The sequence below is a fragment of the Pseudomonas sp. MONT-RG-20F-20-E-7-02 genome (genome assembly GCF_022662395.1).
Taxonomy (GTDB): domain Bacteria; phylum Pseudomonadota; class Gammaproteobacteria; order Pseudomonadales; family Pseudomonadaceae; genus Aquipseudomonas.
The window spans coordinates 486078-504822 of sequence record NZ_JAKNQN010000003.1; the positions used below are offsets into that span (position 1 = coordinate 486078).

General features: G+C 56.1%; 15 protein-coding genes. All 15 read left to right on the forward strand.

Annotated features, from left to right (window positions below; genetic code table 11):
- Positions 1-93 precede the first annotated feature (93 nt).
- The 15 genes from mtnA (at position 94) to L8I05_RS11430 (ending at position 18730) form a co-directional block, all read left to right on the forward strand.
- Positions 94-1164 carry an S-methyl-5-thioribose-1-phosphate isomerase gene (mtnA, locus tag L8I05_RS11360; protein WP_242168991.1) on the forward strand — a complete coding sequence of 357 codons (1071 nt, stop codon included), beginning with the start codon at positions 94-96 and terminating at the stop codon, positions 1162-1164.
- A 437-nt stretch (positions 1165-1601) separates the two neighbouring features.
- Positions 1602-4256: a DNA gyrase subunit A gene (gene gyrA, locus L8I05_RS11365; RefSeq protein WP_159954962.1), complete on the forward strand. Its 2655-nt coding sequence runs from the start codon at positions 1602-1604 to the stop codon at positions 4254-4256.
- A 158-nt stretch (positions 4257-4414) separates the two neighbouring features.
- Positions 4415-5500, forward strand: coding sequence for a 3-phosphoserine/phosphohydroxythreonine transaminase (gene serC, locus L8I05_RS11370; RefSeq protein ID WP_242168993.1), 1086 nt, complete (start codon positions 4415-4417; stop codon positions 5498-5500).
- Positions 5500-6594 carry a prephenate dehydratase gene (gene pheA, locus L8I05_RS11375; RefSeq protein ID WP_053132458.1) on the forward strand — a complete coding sequence of 365 codons (1095 nt, stop codon included), beginning with the start codon at positions 5500-5502 and terminating at the stop codon, positions 6592-6594. Before serC ends, pheA begins: the two co-directional genes overlap by 1 nt.
- A 9-nt stretch (positions 6595-6603) precedes the next feature.
- The gene (gene hisC, locus L8I05_RS11380; protein WP_119739277.1) at positions 6604-7716 is read left to right on the forward strand and encodes a histidinol-phosphate transaminase; all 1113 of its coding nucleotides are present in this window, start codon (positions 6604-6606) and stop codon (positions 7714-7716) included.
- Between the two features lie 28 nt (positions 7717-7744).
- The gene (locus tag L8I05_RS11385) at positions 7745-9955 is read left to right on the forward strand and encodes a bifunctional prephenate dehydrogenase/3-phosphoshikimate 1-carboxyvinyltransferase (protein ID WP_242169356.1); all 2211 of its coding nucleotides are present in this window, start codon (positions 7745-7747) and stop codon (positions 9953-9955) included.
- Positions 9952-10641: a (d)CMP kinase gene (cmk, locus tag L8I05_RS11390; protein WP_003172653.1), complete on the forward strand. Its 690-nt coding sequence runs from the start codon at positions 9952-9954 to the stop codon at positions 10639-10641. The genes L8I05_RS11385 and cmk overlap by 4 nt, the downstream gene beginning before the upstream one ends.
- A gap of 119 nt (positions 10642-10760) precedes the next feature.
- Positions 10761-12455 carry a 30S ribosomal protein S1 gene (gene rpsA, locus L8I05_RS11395; RefSeq protein ID WP_071483562.1) on the forward strand — a complete coding sequence of 565 codons (1695 nt, stop codon included), beginning with the start codon at positions 10761-10763 and terminating at the stop codon, positions 12453-12455.
- 161 nt (positions 12456-12616) lie between these two features.
- Entirely contained in the window at positions 12617-12898 is a 282-nt protein-coding gene (locus tag L8I05_RS11400; RefSeq protein WP_242168994.1) for a hypothetical protein, read from the forward strand.
- Positions 12899-13030: 132 nt separating this feature from the next.
- Positions 13031-13327 carry an integration host factor subunit beta gene (gene ihfB / locus L8I05_RS11405; RefSeq protein WP_003218804.1) on the forward strand — a complete coding sequence of 99 codons (297 nt, stop codon included), beginning with the start codon at positions 13031-13033 and terminating at the stop codon, positions 13325-13327.
- A gap of 24 nt (positions 13328-13351) precedes the next feature.
- Positions 13352-13597 (forward strand): LapA family protein, encoded by a 246-nt coding sequence (locus tag L8I05_RS11410; RefSeq protein WP_242168996.1) that lies wholly within the window; start codon positions 13352-13354, stop codon positions 13595-13597.
- Between the two features lie 1052 nt (positions 13598-14649).
- Positions 14650-15222, forward strand: a complete 573-nt coding sequence (locus tag L8I05_RS11415) for an acyltransferase (protein WP_242168998.1) — start codon at positions 14650-14652, stop codon at positions 15220-15222.
- The gene (rffA, locus tag L8I05_RS11420; protein ID WP_242169000.1) at positions 15206-16351 is read left to right on the forward strand and encodes a dTDP-4-amino-4,6-dideoxygalactose transaminase; all 1146 of its coding nucleotides are present in this window, start codon (positions 15206-15208) and stop codon (positions 16349-16351) included. The genes L8I05_RS11415 and rffA overlap by 17 nt, the downstream gene beginning before the upstream one ends.
- Positions 16335-17615 carry an O-antigen translocase gene (locus L8I05_RS11425; protein WP_242169003.1) on the forward strand — a complete coding sequence of 427 codons (1281 nt, stop codon included), beginning with the start codon at positions 16335-16337 and terminating at the stop codon, positions 17613-17615. The genes rffA and L8I05_RS11425 overlap by 17 nt, the downstream gene beginning before the upstream one ends.
- Positions 17615-18730 (forward strand): EpsG family protein, encoded by a 1116-nt coding sequence (locus L8I05_RS11430; RefSeq protein WP_242169004.1) that lies wholly within the window; start codon positions 17615-17617, stop codon positions 18728-18730. Before L8I05_RS11425 ends, L8I05_RS11430 begins: the two co-directional genes overlap by 1 nt.
- The last annotated feature ends 15 nt before the right edge of the window (positions 18731-18745 follow it).

An 18745-nucleotide genomic window follows, 5' to 3' on the forward strand; every position in this document is an offset into this window, starting at 1 on the left:
GGCAGCTATAAAAGAAGGGCGAAGTATACCCGAGCGTCCTGGCTGGCGGATCGCTATAATCGGCGGCTTTTGTTCATGAGTGCGGGGTAAGGGATGCGCGACCGACTGTTAGCGGCAGACAACGTGAGGGCCATCGAGTGGCGTGATGGCGCACTGCACCTGCTCGATCAGCGTGCCTTGCCGTCCCGGGAAGCCTGGGTTGCCTGCACTACCGCGGCTGAAGTCGCCGACGCGATTCGCACGATGGTGGTGCGCGGCGCCCCGGCGATTGGTATCAGCGCCGCCTATGGGCTGGTGCTCGCCGCCCGTGAACGCATCGCTGAAGGCGGTGATTGGCAGGCTGCGTGGGAAGAAGACTACGCGCACCTGGCCGATAGCCGTCCGACCGCGTCGAACCTGTTCTGGGCCTTGAAGCGCATGCGCGATCGCCTCGATCGCGTCAAGAAGCACGCCGACCCGCTGGCGGTGCTGGAAGCCGAAGCCATCGCGATTCATGAAAGTGATCGGGAGGCCAATGTGGTCATGGCCCAATTGGGCCTCGATCGGATTCGCAAACACCAAGGCAACGCTCAGGCGATCCTGACCCACGGCAATGCCGGTGCGCTGGCCACGGGCGGCGTCGGCACGGCCCTCGGGGTGGTGCGCGCGGCCTTCCTGGAGGATTTGGTTGAGCATGTCTACGTCAATGAAACGCGGCCCTGGCTGCAAGGTTCGCGGCTGACGGCGTGGGAGCTGGCGGGCGAGGGCATCCCGGTCACGGTCAATGCTGACTCGGCCGGCGCGCATATCCTCAAGACCAAGGGCGTGACCTGGGTGATCGTCGGCGCCGACTGCATTGCCGCCAACGGTGATGTGATCAGCACCATCGGCACCTATCAGTTGGCCGTGTGCGCGATGCACCATGGCGTGCGCTTCATGGTCGTGGCGCCGAGTTCGACACTCGATTTGATGATGGCCACCGGCGAAGACGTCAGCCTGGAAGAGCGTGAGGCGGCTGAGTTGCTGGATGTGATGGGTCAGCGCTTGGAGGTTGCGGCGTTTAACCCGGTGTTTGATGTGACGCCGGCCGACCTGATTGATGTAATCGTGACTGAAAAAGGCATTGTTGAACGGCCGGATACGGCGAAGTTGGCCAAGTTGATGTGCCGTAAGCGGCTGCATTGAGGGCTTTGCTGTCTGTGGAGTCGTCATCGCAGCGGTGCGACGATTCGACAAGCCAGCTCCCACACTTACTGTGCCCACAGATCAAAATGTGGGAGCGCGCTTGCCCGCGATTGGCCTTAAAAGTCAATAAACCCATCGGATCTGCCCTGGAAAAATAGCACCACCCTACCTCTGAGCCTCTCTCGTCCCCCTCAAGCCTGTCATCCGTCAACTAACTATGCTCCATGCGCATCAGGGGGATAGGTGCGTGGCGGCGATTGTGATAACATCCGGCGGTTTCCAGGGTCGCCCCGAGGGGCTGCCTATAACGTGCAGATCCGTGTCATAACTCGTTGATTTGTCGTAAGTCGTTGTCAGGCACTCTGCCGGCAGCGGCGAGCTTCGTTCGTCCCATAGGATGTGACGAGGTTTCACCCGAAAAAGGAATCAGGCTTCTCATGGGCGAACTGGCCAAAGAAATCCTCCCGGTCAATATCGAAGACGAGCTGAAACAGTCCTACCTCGACTACGCGATGAGCGTAATTGTCGGTCGGGCACTGCCTGATGCGCGCGATGGCTTGAAGCCCGTGCACCGGCGTGTGCTGTTCGCGATGAGCGAGCTGGGTAACGACTGGAACAAGCCGTACAAGAAATCTGCCCGTGTTGTCGGTGACGTGATCGGTAAGTATCACCCTCACGGCGACACTGCGGTGTACGACACCATCGTTCGGATGGCCCAGCCGTTTTCCCTGCGCTACCTGCTGGTAGACGGCCAGGGTAACTTCGGTTCGGTCGACGGCGACAACGCCGCGGCCATGCGATACACCGAAGTGCGCATGACCAAGCTGGCGCACGAGCTGCTGGCCGACCTGCATAAAGAAACCGTGGACTGGGTGCCGAACTACGACGGCACCGAAATGATCCCGGCGGTCATGCCAACCCGTATTCCCAACCTGCTGGTCAACGGCTCCAGCGGTATCGCCGTGGGCATGGCCACCAACATCCCGCCACACAACCTCGGTGAAGTCATCGACGGTTGCCTGGCCCTCATCGACAACCCTGAGCTGACCGTCGATGAGCTGATGCAATACATCCCCGGCCCGGACTTCCCGACCGCCGCGATCATCAACGGTCGCGCCGGCATCATCGAAGCCTACCGCACCGGTCGCGGGCGCATTTACATGCGCGCCCGCTCGATCATCGAAGACATCGACAAGGTCGGTGGCCGCCAGCAGATCGTCATCACCGAGCTGCCTTACCAGCTGAACAAGGCGCGTCTGATCGAGAAGATCGCCGAGCTGGTTAAAGAGAAGAAGCTCGAAGGCATCACCGAGCTGCGCGACGAGTCCGACAAAGACGGTATGCGCGTAGTGATCGAGCTGCGTCGCGGTGAAGTGCCTGAGGTGATCCTCAACAACCTCTACGCCCAGACCCAGCTGCAAAGCGTGTTTGGTATCAACGTGGTTGCACTGATCGACGGTCGCCCGCGCATCCTGAACCTCAAGGATCTGCTGGAAGCCTTCGTGCGTCACCGCCGCGAAGTCGTCACCCGCCGTACCGTGTTCGAACTGCGTAAAGCGCGCGAGCGTGGGCACATCCTCGAAGGCCAGGCGGTTGCCCTGTCGAACATCGACCCGGTTATCGCCCTAATCAAGGCTTCGCCGACGCCGTCGGAAGCTAAAGAAGCCCTGATCAAGATGCCGTGGGAATCCAGCGCCGTTGTGGCGATGGTTGAACGTGCCGGTGCCGATTCGTGCCGCCCGGAGACCCTCGACCCGCAATACGGTCTGCGTGACGGCAAGTACTTCCTGTCGCCGGAACAGGCCCAGGCCATCCTGGAACTGCGCCTGCACCGCCTGACCGGCCTGGAGCACGAGAAGCTGCTGGCCGAGTACCAGGAGATCCTCAATCAGATCGGCGAGTTGATCCGCATCCTCAGCAGCGCCGTGCGCCTGATGGAAGTGATCCGCGAAGAACTGGAAGTGATCCGCGCCGAATACGGCGACGTGCGCCGCACCGAAATCCTCGATGCGCGCCTCGACCTGACCCTGGGTGACATGATCCCGGAAGAAGAGCGTGTGGTGACCATCTCCCACGGTGGTTATGCCAAGACCCAGCCGCTGGCTGCGTACCAGGCCCAGCGTCGTGGCGGTAAAGGTAAATCGGCTACCGGCGTGAAGGATGAGGACTACATCGCTCACCTGCTGGTTGCCAACAGCCATACCACGCTTCTGCTGTTCTCCAGCAAAGGCAAAGTGTACTGGCTGAAAACCTACGAAATCCCTGAAGCCTCGCGTGCCGCCCGTGGTCGCCCGCTGGTCAACCTGCTGCCGCTGGACAGTGATGAATACATCACCACCATGCTGCCGGTCGAGGAATACACCGAAGGTCACTTCATCTTCATGGCGACCGCCAAAGGCACCGTGAAGAAGACCCCGCTGGAATCATTCAGCCGTCAACGCAGCGTGGGCCTGATCGCCCTGGAGCTGGATGAAGGCGACGTACTGATCTCCGCCGCCATCACCGATGGCGAGCGTGAAGTCATGCTGTTCTCCGACGGCGGCAAGGTGACGCGCTTCAAGGAATCCGACGTTCGCGCCATGGGCCGTACCGCCCGCGGTGTGCGCGGCATGCGTCTGCCGGAAGGGCAGAAGCTGATTTCGATGCTGATCCCGGAAGAAGGCAGCCAGATCCTCACCGCTTCCGAGCGTGGGTATGGCAAACGTACTGCCATCAGTGAGTTCCCGGAGTACAAGCGTGGCGGCCAGGGCGTTATTGCCATGGTCAGCAACGATCGCAACGGCCGTCTGGTCGGCGCGGTCCAGGTGCTCGATGGCGAGGAAATCATGCTGATTTCCGACCAGGGCACCCTGGTACGTACCCGTGTGGCTGAAGTGTCGAGCCTGGGCCGTAACACCCAGGGCGTGACGCTGATCAAGCTGGCCAAAGACGAAAAACTGGTCGGCCTGGAGCGTGTACAGGAGCCATCGGAAGTCGAAGGCGAAGAGCTGGAAGGCGAGGAATTTGAAGGCGAGGTGATCGCAGCAGGCGATGACAACGTTGACGAGCCAACCCTCGACGCTGCCGCAGACGAAGAAGAACCGCAGGAATAAGCGGACACACAGGGGGCGGATGAAGATTCGCCCCCTTGTTGTTTGTCCCCTTTGAAACACAAGTTTTTGTCCTGGCTCGGTCCCACAAAGGTCCGCTCCAGAGAAAGCGCGTTACCGAACATGATTGCAGCCCCAACCAGAGCAGAGTGAGATTGGATGTGAGCAAGAGAGCCTATAACTTCTGTGCCGGTCCCGCGGCGCTTCCTGAAGCAGTCCTGCAGCGTGCGCAGGGTGAACTCCTCGACTGGCATGGAAAAGGCCTCTCCGTGATGGAAATGAGCCATCGCAGCGATGAGTTCGTGTCCATTGCCACCAAGGCCGAGCAGGATTTGCGCGACTTGCTGGACATCCCATCCGATTACAAAGTGTTGTTCCTGCAAGGCGGCGCCAGCCAGCAGTTTGCCCAGATTCCGCTGAACCTGCTGCCGGAAGGCGGCACTGCCGACTATATCGACACCGGTATCTGGGGCCAGAAGGCCATTGAAGAGGTCTCGCGCTACGGTCACGTCAATGTGGCTGGCACCGCCAAGCCTTACGACTACTTCGCGATTCCGGGTCAGAACGAGTGGAAGCTGTCTGCGGACGCGGCCTACGTTCACTACGTCGCCAACGAAACCATCGGCGGCCTGGAATTCGACTGGGTGCCGGAAGTGGGTGACGTGCCATTGGTGTGCGACATGTCCTCGGACATCCTCTCGCGCCCGATCGACGTGTCCAGGTACGGCATGATCTACGCCGGTGCACAGAAAAACATCGGCCCGAGCGGCATCCTGGTCAACATCATCCGTGAAGACTTGCTGGGTCGCGCCCGTTCGGTGTGCCCGACCATGCTCAACTACAAGGTCGCGGCTGACAACGGCTCGATGTACAACACGCCGCCGGCATTTGCCTGGTACCTCTCGGGCCTGGTGTTCGAGTGGCTCAAGGAGCAGGGCGGTGTCGCCGCCATGGGCAAGCTGAACGAAGAGAAGAAGCGCACCCTGTACGACTTCATCGACGCCAGCGGCCTGTACAGCAACCCGATCAACCTGACCGACCGCTCGTGGATGAACGTGCCGTTCCGCCTGGCTGATGACCGTCTGGACAAGCCGTTCCTGGCCGGTGCCGACGCGCGTGGCCTGCTGAACCTCAAGGGCCACCGTTCAGTGGGCGGCATGCGCGCCTCCATTTACAACGCTGTCGACATCAACGCCATCAAGGCGCTGGTTGCCTACATGGCAGAGTTCGAAAAGGAACACGGCTAATGTCTGAGCAAGAACTCAAGGCCCTGCGCGTACGCATTGACAGCCTGGACGAGAAAGTCCTGGAGCTGATCAGTGAGCGCGCGCGGTGCGCCCAGGAAGTGGCACGGGTGAAAATGGCTTCCCTGGCGGAAGGCGAAGTGCCGGTGTTCTACCGGCCTGAGCGTGAAGCCCAGGTGCTCAAGCGCGTCATGGAGCGCAACAAGGGCCCGTTGGGCAACGAAGAGATGGCGCGGTTGTTCCGTGAAATCATGTCGTCGTGCCTGGCCCTTGAGCAGCCGTTGAAAGTCGCGTACCTCGGCCCTGAAGGCACCTTCACCCAGGCGGCGGCCATGAAGCACTTCGGCCACGCGGTGATCAGCAAGCCGATGGCGGCGATCGACGAAGTGTTCCGTGAAGTGGCGGCCGGTGCGGTGAACTTTGGGGTGGTGCCGGTGGAAAACTCCACCGAAGGCGCGGTCAACCACACGCTGGACAGCTTCCTCGAGCACGACATGGTGATCTGCGGCGAAGTCGAGCTGCGCATCCACCACCACTTGCTGGTGGGCGAGAGCACCAAGACCGACAGTATCAGCCGTATCTACTCCCACGCTCAGTCGCTGGCCCAGTGCCGCAAGTGGCTGGACGCGCATTACCCGAATGTCGAGCGCGTGGCGGTGTCCAGCAACGCCGAAGCGGCCAAGCGGGTCAAGGGTGAGTGGAATTCGGCGGCGATTGCCGGTGATATGGCCGCGGGCCTCTACGGCCTGACGCGCCTGGCCGAAAAAATCGAGGACCGCCCGGATAACTCCACGCGCTTTTTGATGATCGGCAGCCAGGAAGTGCCGCCGACCGGCGACGACAAGACCTCGATTATTGTCTCCATGAGCAACAAGCCCGGCGCGTTGCATGAGCTGCTGGTGCCGTTCCACGACAACGGGATTGACCTGACGCGAATCGAAACTCGCCCTTCGCGCAGCGGTAAATGGACGTATGTGTTCTTTATCGACTTCATCGGCCACCACCGCGATCCGCTGGTTAAAGGTGTGCTGGAGAAAATCAGTCAGGAAGCCGTAGCACTCAAGGTGCTGGGCTCTTACCCGAAAGCGGTTTTGTGAGGCTTTAACATGAGTGGCAACTTCCTCGCCCTGGCTCAGCCGGGCGTGCAACAACTGTCGCCTTACGTACCAGGCAAGCCTGTGGACGAGCTGGCGCGTGAGTTGAACCTGGACCCGTCGAAGATCGTCAAGCTGGCCAGTAACGAAAACCCGCTGGGTCCAAGCCCGAAGGTATTGGCGGCGATTCGTGAAGAGTTGGCCGAGTTGACGCGCTATCCGGACGGCAACGGTTTTGCCCTCAAATCCCTGCTGGCGGAAAACTGCCGGGTCGAGCTGAACCAGGTGACCTTGGGGAACGGTTCCAACGACATTCTTGAACTGGTCGGCCGCGCGTATCTGGCGCCAGGGCTGAATGCAGTGTTCAGCGAGCACGCATTCGCGGTCTACCCGATCGTCACCCAGGCTGTCGGCGCCGACGCCCGCGTGATTCCCGCCAAGGATTGGGGGCACGACTTGCCGGCCATGTTGGCCGCCATCGACGCCCAGACCCGCGTGGTGTTTATCGCCAACCCGAACAACCCGACCGGCACCTGGTTCGATGCGCAAGCGTTGAACGACTTCCTGCAAGACGTGCCGGAGCACGTGTTGGTGGTGCTGGACGAGGCCTATATCGAGTACGCCGAAGGCAGCGATCTGCCGGATGGCCTGGACTTCCTGGCGGCTTACCCGAACCTGCTGGTGTCGCGCACCTTCTCCAAGGCCTATGGCCTGGCCTCGCTGCGGGTTGGCTACGGCCTGTCCACGGCGGTGGTCGCCGACGTGCTGAACCGCGTGCGCCAGCCGTTCAACGTCAACAGCCTCGCTTTGGCGGCGGCGTGTGCGGCGGTGAAAGATGCCGAGTACCTGGAAGAAGGGCGACGCATCAACGAAAGCGGCATGCTGCAACTGCAGGAAGGCTTCCGTGAGTTGGGCCTGGGCTGGATTCCGTCCAAGGGCAATTTCATTTGTGTCGATCTCGCTCAAGTGGCCGCCCCGGTGTTCCAGGGCCTGCTGCGCGAAGGCGTGATTGTGCGTCCGGTCGCCAACTACGGCATGCCGAACCACCTGCGTATCACCATTGGTTTGCCGGCGGAAAACAGCCGCTTCCTGGAGGCGTTGGCCAAGGTTCTGGCTCGTGGTTGATGTCACTGCATTGCAACCTGCTGTGCCTATGATCGGTCGCCTGGTGGTGGTCGGTCTGGGGTTGATCGGCGGCTCTTTCGCCAAAGGCCTGCGTGAAAGCGGGCTGTGTGGCGAAGTGGTCGGTGTGGACCTGGACCCGCAATCGCGCAAGTTGGCGGTTGAGTTGGGCGTGGTGGATCGCTGTGAAGCAGACCTGGCGCTCGCGTGCCAGGGTGCGGATGTGATTCAGCTCGCGGTGCCGATTCTGGCGATGGAGAAATTGCTGGGCTTGTTGGCGGGTATGGACCTGGGGCAGGCGATCCTGACGGATGTCGGCAGTGCCAAGGGCAATGTGGTGCGCGCGGCGCAAGTGGCGTTTGGCGGCATGCCGGCGCGCTTTGTGCCGGGGCATCCGATTGCCGGTTCCGAGCAGAGTGGGGTGGAGGCGTCCAATGCGCAGCTGTTCCGCCGCCACAAGGTGATTCTGACGCCGCTTGAGCAGACCGATCCGGCCGCCCTGGCGGTAGTGGATCGCCTGTGGCGCGAGTTGGGCGCGGATGTCGAGCATATGCAGGTTGAGCGTCACGACGAAGTGCTGGCGGCAACCAGCCATTTGCCGCATCTGCTGGCTTTTGGCCTGGTGGATTCGCTGGCCAAGCGTAACGAAAATCTGGATATTTTCCGCTACGCCGCCGGTGGCTTCCGCGATTTCACGCGCATTGCCGGCAGTGATCCGGTGATGTGGCACGACATCTTTCTCGCCAATCGCGAGGCGGTGTTGCGCACCCTGGATACCTTCCGCAGTGACCTTGACGCCTTGCGCGATGCGGTCGATGCCGGAGATGGCCATCAATTATTGGGCGTGTTCACCCGTGCGCGGGTGGCGCGCGAGCATTTCAGCAAGATCCTGGCGCGCCGGGCCTATATGGAAACCGCTGTGAACGCCGATGAGCAGACCTTTATCGCCAGCCCCGGTGGCCGCTTGAGCGGGCAGATTCGGGTGCCTGGCGACAAGTCGATCTCCCATCGCTCGATCATGTTGGGTTCGTTGGCCGAGGGCGTGACCGAGGTTGAAGGTTTTCTTGAGGGCGAAGATGCGCTGGCGACCCTGCAGGCGTTTCGCGACATGGGGGTGGTGATTGAAGGGCCGCACCATGGGCGTGTCACCATTCATGGCGTGGGCTTGCATGGCCTGAAGCCCGCGCCAGGCCCGATCTATCTGGGTAATTCCGGTACGTCGATGCGCCTGTTGTCCGGCTTGCTGGCGGCGCAGCGTTTCGACAGCGTGTTGACTGGCGATGCTTCGTTGTCCAAGCGCCCGATGAGCCGCGTGGCCAAGCCGCTGCGGGAGATGGGTGCGGTGATCGAAACCGGGCCGGAAGGGCGTCCGCCGTTGACCATTCGCGGTGGCCAGGCGTTGAAGGGGCTGACCTATACGCTGCCGATGGCCAGTGCTCAGGTCAAATCCTGCCTGTTGCTGGCGGGTTTGTATGCCGAGGGTAAAACCTCGGTGACCGAGCCTGCGCCGACCCGTGACCACACCGAGCGCATGCTGCGCGGCTTCGGGTATCCGGTGCAAGTACAGGGCGCTACGGCGTCGGTCGAGTCGGGCCATGCATTGACCGCTACGCATATTGAAGTGCCGGGGGATATTTCTTCTTCGGCGTTTTTCCTGGTGGCGGCGTCGATTGCCGAAGGCTCCGAGTTGTTGCTGGAGCATGTCGGCATCAACCCGACACGTACTGGGGTGATCGATATCCTGCGGCTGATGGGCGCGGATATCACCCTGGAAAACCTGCGTGAAGTCGGTGGTGAGCCGGTTGCGGATCTGCGCGTGCGGGCTGCAGCGCTGAAGGGCATCGAGATTCCTGAAGCGTTGGTGCCGTTGGCTATCGACGAATTCCCGGTGCTGTTCGTCGCGGCGGCCTGTGCTCAAGGGCGCACGGTATTGCGCGGCGCTGAAGAGCTGCGCGTGAAGGAGTCCGACCGTATCCAGGTCATGGCCGACGGTCTGCTGGCTCTGGGTGTGAAGTGTGAACCGACACCTGATGGGATTATCATTGACGGTGGCCTGATGGGCGGCGGTGAAGTGCATGCCCATGGCGATCACCGGATTGCCATGGCGTTCAGCGTGGCCTCCCTGCGTGCGGCGGCGCCGATTCGTATCCGTGACTGCGCCAATGTTGCTACATCTTTTCCGAATTTTCTTACACTGTGTGCCCAAGTCGGCATCCGTGTTGCCCAAGAGGCTCAATTGTGAATATCAAAGCACCGGTGATTACCATCGACGGGCCAAGCGGCTCGGGCAAAGGCACAATCGCCGGCATCCTGGCCAAGCGCCTGGGCTGGTGCCTGCTGGATTCCGGCGCGCTGTACCGCTTGCTGGCATTTGCCGCACGCAACCATGGCGTCGACCTGACCAACGAAGAATCCTTGAAGCTGTTGGCGGCGCACCTAGACGTGCAGTTCGTCGGCGCGACGGAAGGTCATCCACAGCGCATCATCCTCGAAGGGGACGATGTGACCGATGATCTGCGTAATGAACAAGTCGGCTCGTGGGCTTCCCAGGTTGCCGCGCTGCCGGCCGTGCGCGACGCTTTGCTGCAGCGTCAGCGGGCATTTCAGGAGCCGCCGGGTTTGGTGGCCGACGGTCGTGATATGGGCACCGTGGTGTTTCCGGAGGCCCCATTGAAGATTTTCCTGACCGCCAGCGCCGAGGAGCGGGCTCGCCGCCGCTACTTGCAGTTGAAGGGCAAAGTCGATGGTGTTAGTCTGTCGAGTCTGCTAGATGAGATCCGTGCACGCGATGAGCGTGATACCCAGCGTGCGGTAGCCCCGCTTAAGCCGGCGGCTGACGCTATACAGCTGGATTCCACGGAGTTGTCCATCGAGCAGGTGCTGGAACGCATCTTGAGTGAAATCGCCATTCGCGATATCGCCGGGTGACCAAGAAGGCTGCAGGGGACCAGTCATAGTCCTGTGGTGCTTCTTTTAATTGAAACTGACCCACACCGTCTGGGGTGTGGAGATGGGCGTATTCTTCGCCCTTATCAACAGGAATTAAAATGAGCGAAAGCTTTGCGGAACTCTTTGAAGAAAGCCTAAAAACCCTGAACCTTCAGGCAGGCTCCATCATCACCGGTGTTATCGTTGATATCGATTACCAAGCTCGCTGGGTAACCGTTCACGCTGGTCTGAAGTCTGAAGCTCTGATCCCGCTGGAACAGTTCTACAACGATGCTGGTGACCTGACTATCAATGTCGGTGACGAAGTTCACGTTGCTCTGGACTCGGTTGAAGACGGTTTCGGTGAAACCAAGCTGTCCCGTGAAAAAGCCAAGCGCGCTGAATGCTGGATTGTTCTCGAAGCAGCCTTCGCAGCTGAAGAAGTGGTCAAGGGCGTTATCAACGGTAAGGTTAAAGGCGGCTTCACTGTCGACGTTAACGGCATCCGTGCGTTCCTGCCAGGTTCTTTGGTCGACGTTCGTCCAGTGCGCGACACCACGCACCTGGAAGGCAAAGAACTCGAATTCAAGGTCATCAAGCTCGATCAGAAGCGCAACAACGTTGTCGTTTCCCGTCGCAGCGTCCTGGAAGCAGAGAACTCCGCCGAGCGTGAAGCTCTGCTGGAATCCCTGCAGGAAGGCCAACAAGTCAAAGGTATCGTCAAGAACCTCACCGATTACGGCGCATTCGTCGATCTGGGTGGCGTCGATGGCCTGCTGCACATTACCGACATGGCTTGGAAGCGTATCAAGCATCCTTCCGAAATCGTCAATGTTGGCGACGAGATCGATGTCAAGGTTCTGAAGTACGATCGTGAGCGTAACCGTGTTTCCCTGGGCTTGAAGCAGCTGGGCGAAGATCCATGGGTTGCTATCAAAGCTCGTTACCCAGAAAGCACTCGCGTTACCGCGCGTGTTACCAACCTGACCGACTACGGCTGCTTCGCTGAGCTGGAAGAAGGCGTGGAAGGCCTGGTACACGTTTCCGAAATGGACTGGACCAACAAAAACATCCACCCTTCGAAAGTCGTACAAGTCGGCGACGAAGTGGAAGTTATGGTTCTGGACATCGACGAAGAGCGTCGTCGTATCTCCCTGGGCATCAAGCAGTGCAAATCTAACCCATGGGAAGATTTCTCTGGCCAGTTCAACAAGGGCGATAAAATCTCCGGCACCATCAAGTCGATCACCGATTTCGGTATCTTCATTGGTCTGGACGGCGGCATCGACGGCCTGGTTCACCTGTCCGACATCTCCTGGAACGAAGTGGGCGAAGAAGCTGTTCGTCGTTTCAAGAAGGGCGACGAGCTGGACACCGTTATCCTGTCGGTTGACCCAGAGCGCGAGCGTATCTCCCTGGGTATCAAGCAACTGGAAAGCGACCCGTTCTCTGAATACGTTCAGGACAACGACAAAGGCGCAATCGTTAAAGGCATCGTGAAAGAAGTTGACGCTAAAGGCGCCATCATCACTCTGGCCGACGATATCGAAGCGACTCTGAAAGCCTCCGAAATCAGCCGTGACCGCGTTGAAGACGCGCGCAACGTTCTGAAAGAAGGCCAGGAAGTAGAAGCCAAGATCATCAGCGTTGACCGCAAGAGCCGCGTAATCCAGCTCTCCATCAAGTCGAAAGACGATGCTGAAGAGAAAGAAGCAATCCAGAGCCTGCGCGACAAGCCAGCTACCTCTGAAATTGCTGCTGGTCCTACCACTCTGGGCGACCTGCTGCGTGCACAAATGGAAAAACAGAACTAAGTTCTGTCAGACCATAGAAAAAGGGCGACTTAGGTCGCCCTTTTTTGTGCCTGAAATTTGTTGAATCAACAACTTAGAACCAAGGCGTGCAGTCGGCTGTCAGAACTGACTATAGTTTTAATGCTGGCTATCCCCGTGTTGCTGCTTCAATAAGGATTTGAATGAACAAGTTTATTGTCATCTTCTCAATCGTACTGCTTGCAGGGTGCTCCACCAGTGCCAAGACTCATGCCAGGCATGGCGTCAGCGGCATCGAGATTGACTGTTCGGGGCTTGGTTCCAATTGGGAGAAGTGCGAGAAGCGTGCTGCCCGTGAGTGCAAGATGCAGGGCTACAAGGTTGTAACGCGTTCCAGTGATGCTAAAGACGAAGAGGGCGACTACGTGTTTGGTTGGAACCCGGCAGGTGCAGTGACCCGCACGATGCTGGTGATCTGCAATTGAAGAGCTAAGGTGCTTTTTGAGGGCACTAAACCAACCTGAAGATAAGTTAAAGCGTGGGCTGTTCAAATTCACCAAGTCATGCTAAAACCTTTGGAGCGCTTTTCCTAGCTGCTTGAAAAAGAAGGGAAAAATATGACGAAGTCGGAGTTGATCGAACGAATTGTCACCCATCAAGGGCTGCTTTCATCCAAGGATGTAGAGCTGGCTATCAAGACTATGCTCGAGCAAATGTCCCAATGCCTTGCCACGGGGGATCGAATCGAGATCCGTGGCTTTGGTAGTTTTTCCTTGCACTACCGCGCACCGCGAGTGGGCCGTAACCCGAAAACCGGGCAGTCCGTCAGCCTTGACGGTAAGTTTGTGCCGCATTTCAAGCCGGGCAAGGAATTGCGTGATCGAGTGAACGAAGACGAGGAAGAGGGCGTCTGAGTGGTTTTAGGGTAGGAGTAAGTTATGCGTGGGATTAAACGCGTTTTTCTGGTGTTGGCAGTGCTGGCTGTCGCACTGGTGGTTTTGGCCTTTGTGTTGGAAAACCAACAAGGCGTTTCTCTTTCGTTCTTGGGTTGGACCACCCTGCAACTGCCGGTATCAGTGTATGTTGTGGCTGCGCTGATTGTCGGGCTGTTGATAGGTCCGTTATTTTGTGTTTTGGCCGCAAGTGGTCGTCGTAATAAGCGAGCGCCGGTCGCGCGCGGATAAAGTCCTCCTCACCACTGCTCGCTCATGTGGGTCGGGTGGGGGAGGCTATTTCTTTTCGGTAATCCTCTTGTGAGGCACGCGCTATTTTGGGGGACGCTAAGGTGAATGTGCCCCTCCCTTCTGTCAGTCGGGTCAACCGATACCGCGTTTTTAAGCCATTCTTTCAAAAGAATCAGATAGTTACGGATAGCATTGCCCCGGACGAGCTTCATAAAATAAGCGCGTCAAGGTTCAAAGCTCGCCGGTTATCGGGTAAAATGCTGCCCGATAACGGTAGCGGGTGTCTTGCGTCTTCAATACTCGGCAGGTGAGTGGGTTTTGATCGACCATCTGTTATAGCAAACACCCTCGTATCTGTATGACCCCCCAAGTTTGTGTCCGAGAAAAATGTCAGGGCAGCAACTAGTCGGCTCGCGAGCAACTGTCCTCGCGGGTCTTGTCTTTAAGTAACTATCTGGCCTAAGCCTAGTACGCAAAAAATGTTAGCGGTGCAATACCCGTGAACAGCTTTTTTACAACTAATTATCGCAAGCGAGCGATAGTCAGGGCTATCCGTCTTGAATTTTTGTAGAAAGCAGTTGAGGGAGTGCCCTTAGAAAAAAAATTTTTGCTCGCGGGTCTTGAGGCTAGTGGCGGTGGCGAAATGGCTGCCTTGCTTGAGGCGGCTGTTGCACAGGCGTCGCTGCCAGACTGAAAACGCGCATCCGGGGCCAACCCCACGCGTTCTCGGGGGGATTGTCGACTTATCTCGCTGGTGACTTGCGTTTCGGGCATAAACCAAGTGAAAATTTGTATGATCAATTTCATGCTGTAGAGCCCGCATAAAAAGCTTCTACAGAAAGGCTGCATGAGGTTTGTGGTCGATAATTGGATTTTGGTCAGCTTATATCGAGGTTCATTGGAGAATTGACTGGTAGGTTCAACCAGGCTCCAGCCTTTAAGAAAACGTCTCAAAAAGCATAGTCATATTCAGGGCTTGAGCGCTGTTTTAGGTTATGTGAAGCGGTCAATGAAGGGCTCCTGATCGTACGTGCTATTTGTAGGGAAAAATCATGGCATATTTATCAAGCGAACAGCTGGCCCAAATGGGCTTTAAAGCATTCGGCAAAGAAGTGAAAATCAGCGATCGCGCCAGTATTTATAATGCCGATGAAATTGAGATAGGTGATTACTCTCGAATTGACGATTTCTGTGTGATCTCGGGTAAGGTAAAAATCGGCAAGTTTAATCATATAACCCCTATGTGCCTGGTTGCAGGGGGTATCCCGGGGATCATATTCGAAGACTTTTGTACGCTTGCGTACGGCGTCAAAATATTCTCCCAATCTGATGATTACAGTGGTCAGACGCTGGCAAATTCTCTCATCCCGAAAAAATATAAAAACGAAACGTTCTCTGCTGTGCACGTACACAAGCATGTCATCGTCGGCGCCGGGGCGGTAATTTTCCCTGGCGTAGTATTGGCTGAGGGCTGTGCAGTGGGCGCGATGGCGCTGGTGACTAAAAGTACTGACGCTTGGGGTATTTATGCGGGAGTACCTGCAAAGCGAGTCAAAGATAGGAAGAAAGATTTACTAAAGCTAGAAGAAGAATTCTACGGTGAGCGTGATGAAGATTCCATTTAATAAACCTCCCTATACGGGTAATGAAGATCAATACGTAATGCGCGCTATGCGCAGCGCCAAGATGTCGGGTGACGGTGAGTTCACCATGAGTTGCCAGCGTTGGTTTGAAGAAACATTTTCCTGTGAAAAAGCGTTGCTGACACCCTCGTGCACTCAAGCGCTCGAAATGGCTGCCATCCTGATAGATATACAGCCGGGTGATGAAGTCATCATGCCCAGCTATACCTTTGTAAGTACTGCCAATGCCTTTGTACTTCGAGGCGCAAAGATTGTGTTTGTGGATATTCGTCCAGACACGATGAATATCGATGAAACACTTATCGAAGCGGCGATCACTGAAAGGACCAAGGCGATTGTGCCCGTTCATTATGCCGGTGTTGCCTGTGACATGGACGTGATCATGGACATTGCCCAGCGACACGACTTGTTTGTCGTGGAGGATGCTGCTCAAGGCATGATGTCGACTTATAAAGGGCGCTGGTTAGGCACCATCGGGCATTTGGCTGCCTATAGCTTTCATGAAACAAAGAACTACACCAGTGGCGGTGAGGGTGGCTTGCTGTTAATCAATGACAAGCGGTTCATTGGTCGTGCCGAAATCATCAGGGAAAAGGGGACTAATCGTAGTCAGTTCTTTAGAGGGATGATTGATAAGTATACGTGGGTTGACATCGGCAGTAGTTATTTGCCGGGTGAGCTACAAGCCGCTTACTTATTTGGGCAATTAGAGTGCGCGACGCTTATTAATGACTTCAGACTCAGTATTTGGCAGCGCTACCGTACGGCGTTCGCAGAGTTGGCTGCGACGGGGCTAATTGAAGTTCCTAGCATTCCAAATGACTGTGTCGCGAATGCGCACATGTTTTATATTAAATTAAAAGATATCTCCGCACGCAAGTCAGTGCTCAGTCATCTAAGTGCTGCTGGCGTGGGGGCGGTTTTTCATTATGTTCCGCTTCACAGCGCGCCTGCAGGTGTTTTGCTCGGCCGATTTGCCGGCGAAGACCGTTTTACCACCAAGGAAAGTGAGCGTCTTATTCGTTTGCCTGTCTGGCATGGTATGACAGAGGCTGAGACCCAGCATGTTATCGATTCCGTGATAGGTGCAGTTGATGCCGTCGGCCGGTAAGTTGAAAGCTTCAGGCGGCGGTATGCTGATCGGCGCTTTTTTTACAAGCGCCGCACAAGCATCAAAGATACTGGTCGGCTTCTGTGTACTGAAATTGATCGCCCTGTACCTGGGGGCGGATGGCCTGGGCAAGCTAGGACATTTCATGAGCTTGGTGTCTATCACTGTCCTGCTGGCTGGGGGCGGGATAAGCCACGGGGTAATCAAGTACGTTGCAGAATTTAAAGACAGCCGTTTTAAGTTGTATAAGTTGTTTTCGACGTCGATCTTTTATGCGTTGAGTTTTTGCGTTGTGTCGTTTGTTTTGCTGGTTGTGTTTTCAGCAGAAATCTCGACGCTTGTGTTCGGACAACGTGAAAATTACTGGGTAGTCATAGTGCTGGCTTTTGCTCAGTTTGTATTTGCGTTCAATATTGTGTTCTCCGGTTTTTTTAATGGGCTTGGAAAGTTGAAGGTGAACGCCAGCGTTCAAGTCATTTCTAATATTCTTGTGCTTCCCATTATTTGGTGGCTAATTTCTGCATGGGGTGTGCCAGGGGCATCAATAGCAATGGTGTCAATGTTCACAATGCCCGCGCTCATCGCTTTCTTTTTTCTGAAAAGGATGCCCATTCTCAGAATGGTCACGTGGCGAAAGTTTGATATCACACTGGGCAAGCAGTTCTCCAGATTCGGCTTGATGTTGCTGGTCAGTGCCTTGATGTTTCCAGTGGTGGAGATAATCATCAGGCAATCGCTGATCACGCAGGTAGGCTATGCCCAGGCGGGTATATGGCAGGGGAGTATCAAGCTTTCGAGCGCGTATATTGGTTTTTTCAGTGTTTTTCTAGCGTCTTATTACATGCCGCTGGTGTCTTCGACGCAAGACAAAGCAGTGATCAAAGCCCAGGTAGTGAAATTCATGCTGCTGGTAATGGCGGCCTTTGTGGCTGGCGGCAGCGTTCTGTATTTTGGGCGTGGTTTTTTTATCCCTGTATTATTGTCTTCCGAGTTTCATGAATTGGAAGGTTATATAATTTATCAGTTGATTGGAGACTTCTTTAAAGTCTCCGCTTATGTCGTGGGTTTTGTCGCGGTGGCGAAAGCGGCAACAAAGTTGTATATATTTTCTGAGGTGCTGCAGGCGCTCCTTTTTGTCGGTTTTACATTTACGGTCGGGCGTGAAGTGGGTGGGGTATACGGTGTTATGTATGCTTACATGCTGGCATATATTGTATTTTTTGTGATTTCGATCGCCGGTTTTATTTATTGGGCGCGTAACTGATGGGTATGCAGTTTTACCTTCCGTTGTATCTTGTATTCGGGTTTCTAGTCATCGTCGCCGCGTGGGACATACTCAGTGAGCACGCGCGGCCACGCGCAGTTGTTTCTGCCCTGATGGGTGTGCCGCTGGTCCTATTGGCTACCTTCAGGGTGCCCGGTGTGGGCAATGACGATCTTGCCTACCTGAAAATGCTGCATGAAATCCCCTCAGTGCTGGAGTGCAGTAATATTTACTGCGACTACAGCTATACAACGTTTAACATCGAATTCGGCTTCTTTATGCTCCTCTCAATGCTGGCGGCATTGGCGAGGAATTCTTATATTTTGTTTGGTGTCAGTTCGCTGGTTGCGGTAAGTCTGAATGTCAGGAGTATTCGGTATTTCTCTCCTTACTTTGCCTTGGGCATGCTGGTTTATTTTACGCATTTTTATCTTGCGAAGGACCTGAACGCGATTCGCTTGGGGATGGCATCAGGGTTAGTATTTTTGGCCGCGACGTATCTCCACAAAAAACAATACATGCTGTTAGTATTTTATCTTGCGCTGGCGATGATGGTGCATGTGTCGTCAGCCATTTTTATCATGCCTGTCGTATTGTATTTGCTCAAGCCGACACGCGCTGTGTACTTGGTGCTCAGTGTCGTTCTTGTTTTGACGGCGTCCTTTGTCGACTCAAAATGGTTGTTAGGTCAGATGGCGTTCATTAGTTTTATCAGTGAAAAAATTGACGCCTATCTAACGACCGAAAAGTACGGCTATGCACTGCCGTTCTTTGATTTGGTCAACATCAAAAATTTACTCCTGGTGGCCGCCGGGTGGGTGTGGTCGAAACAACTGGAGCTGCACTATCCCACCTTCAGGCTGGCTTTCTGCGTCTTTTATTGCGCGACATTCTTACGAATTGTAATGGGCGACTTTGCAATTCTTGCGGGTCGAGGGTATGCGAGCATATCAATGTTTGAATATGTACTGTTACCCATGATCGCAGTGCACTTGTTTGGTAAAAAACGTGGGTTTTTAATTGTTGCTGTTTATGCTCTCGGCGTCCTTTACATGAATTTGACTAGCCATCGGGGGTGGACGGGTGGCTCTGAAGTGTTTTTTGACTTTTTATAATTTATCTCGGTGAGC

Excerpts from the sequence above, each read along its gene's own strand:
- L8I05_RS11430 (WP_242169004.1), top strand. The coding sequence starts at position 17,615 with ATGGGTATGCAGTTTTACCTTCCGTTGTATCTTGTATTCGGGTTTCTA.
- gyrA (WP_159954962.1), top strand. The coding sequence starts at position 1,602 with ATGGGCGAACTGGCCAAAGAAATCCTCCCGGTCAATATCGAAGACGAG.
- mtnA (WP_242168991.1), top strand. The coding sequence starts at position 94 with ATGCGCGACCGACTGTTAGCGGCAGACAACGTGAGGGCCATCGAGTGG.
- L8I05_RS11385 (WP_242169356.1), top strand. The coding sequence starts at position 7,745 with ATGATCGGTCGCCTGGTGGTGGTCGGTCTGGGGTTGATCGGCGGCTCT.
- L8I05_RS11410 (WP_242168996.1), top strand. The coding sequence starts at position 13,352 with ATGCGTGGGATTAAACGCGTTTTTCTGGTGTTGGCAGTGCTGGCTGTC.
- hisC (WP_119739277.1), top strand. The coding sequence starts at position 6,604 with ATGAGTGGCAACTTCCTCGCCCTGGCTCAGCCGGGCGTGCAACAACTG.
- L8I05_RS11415 (WP_242168998.1), top strand. The coding sequence starts at position 14,650 with ATGGCATATTTATCAAGCGAACAGCTGGCCCAAATGGGCTTTAAAGCA.
- L8I05_RS11425 (WP_242169003.1), top strand. The coding sequence starts at position 16,335 with ATGCCGTCGGCCGGTAAGTTGAAAGCTTCAGGCGGCGGTATGCTGATC.
- ihfB (WP_003218804.1), top strand. The coding sequence starts at position 13,031 with ATGACGAAGTCGGAGTTGATCGAACGAATTGTCACCCATCAAGGGCTG.
- rpsA (WP_071483562.1), top strand. The coding sequence starts at position 10,761 with ATGAGCGAAAGCTTTGCGGAACTCTTTGAAGAAAGCCTAAAAACCCTG.
- L8I05_RS11400 (WP_242168994.1), top strand. The coding sequence starts at position 12,617 with ATGAACAAGTTTATTGTCATCTTCTCAATCGTACTGCTTGCAGGGTGC.
- rffA (WP_242169000.1), top strand. The coding sequence starts at position 15,206 with ATGAAGATTCCATTTAATAAACCTCCCTATACGGGTAATGAAGATCAA.
- pheA (WP_053132458.1), top strand. The coding sequence starts at position 5,500 with ATGTCTGAGCAAGAACTCAAGGCCCTGCGCGTACGCATTGACAGCCTG.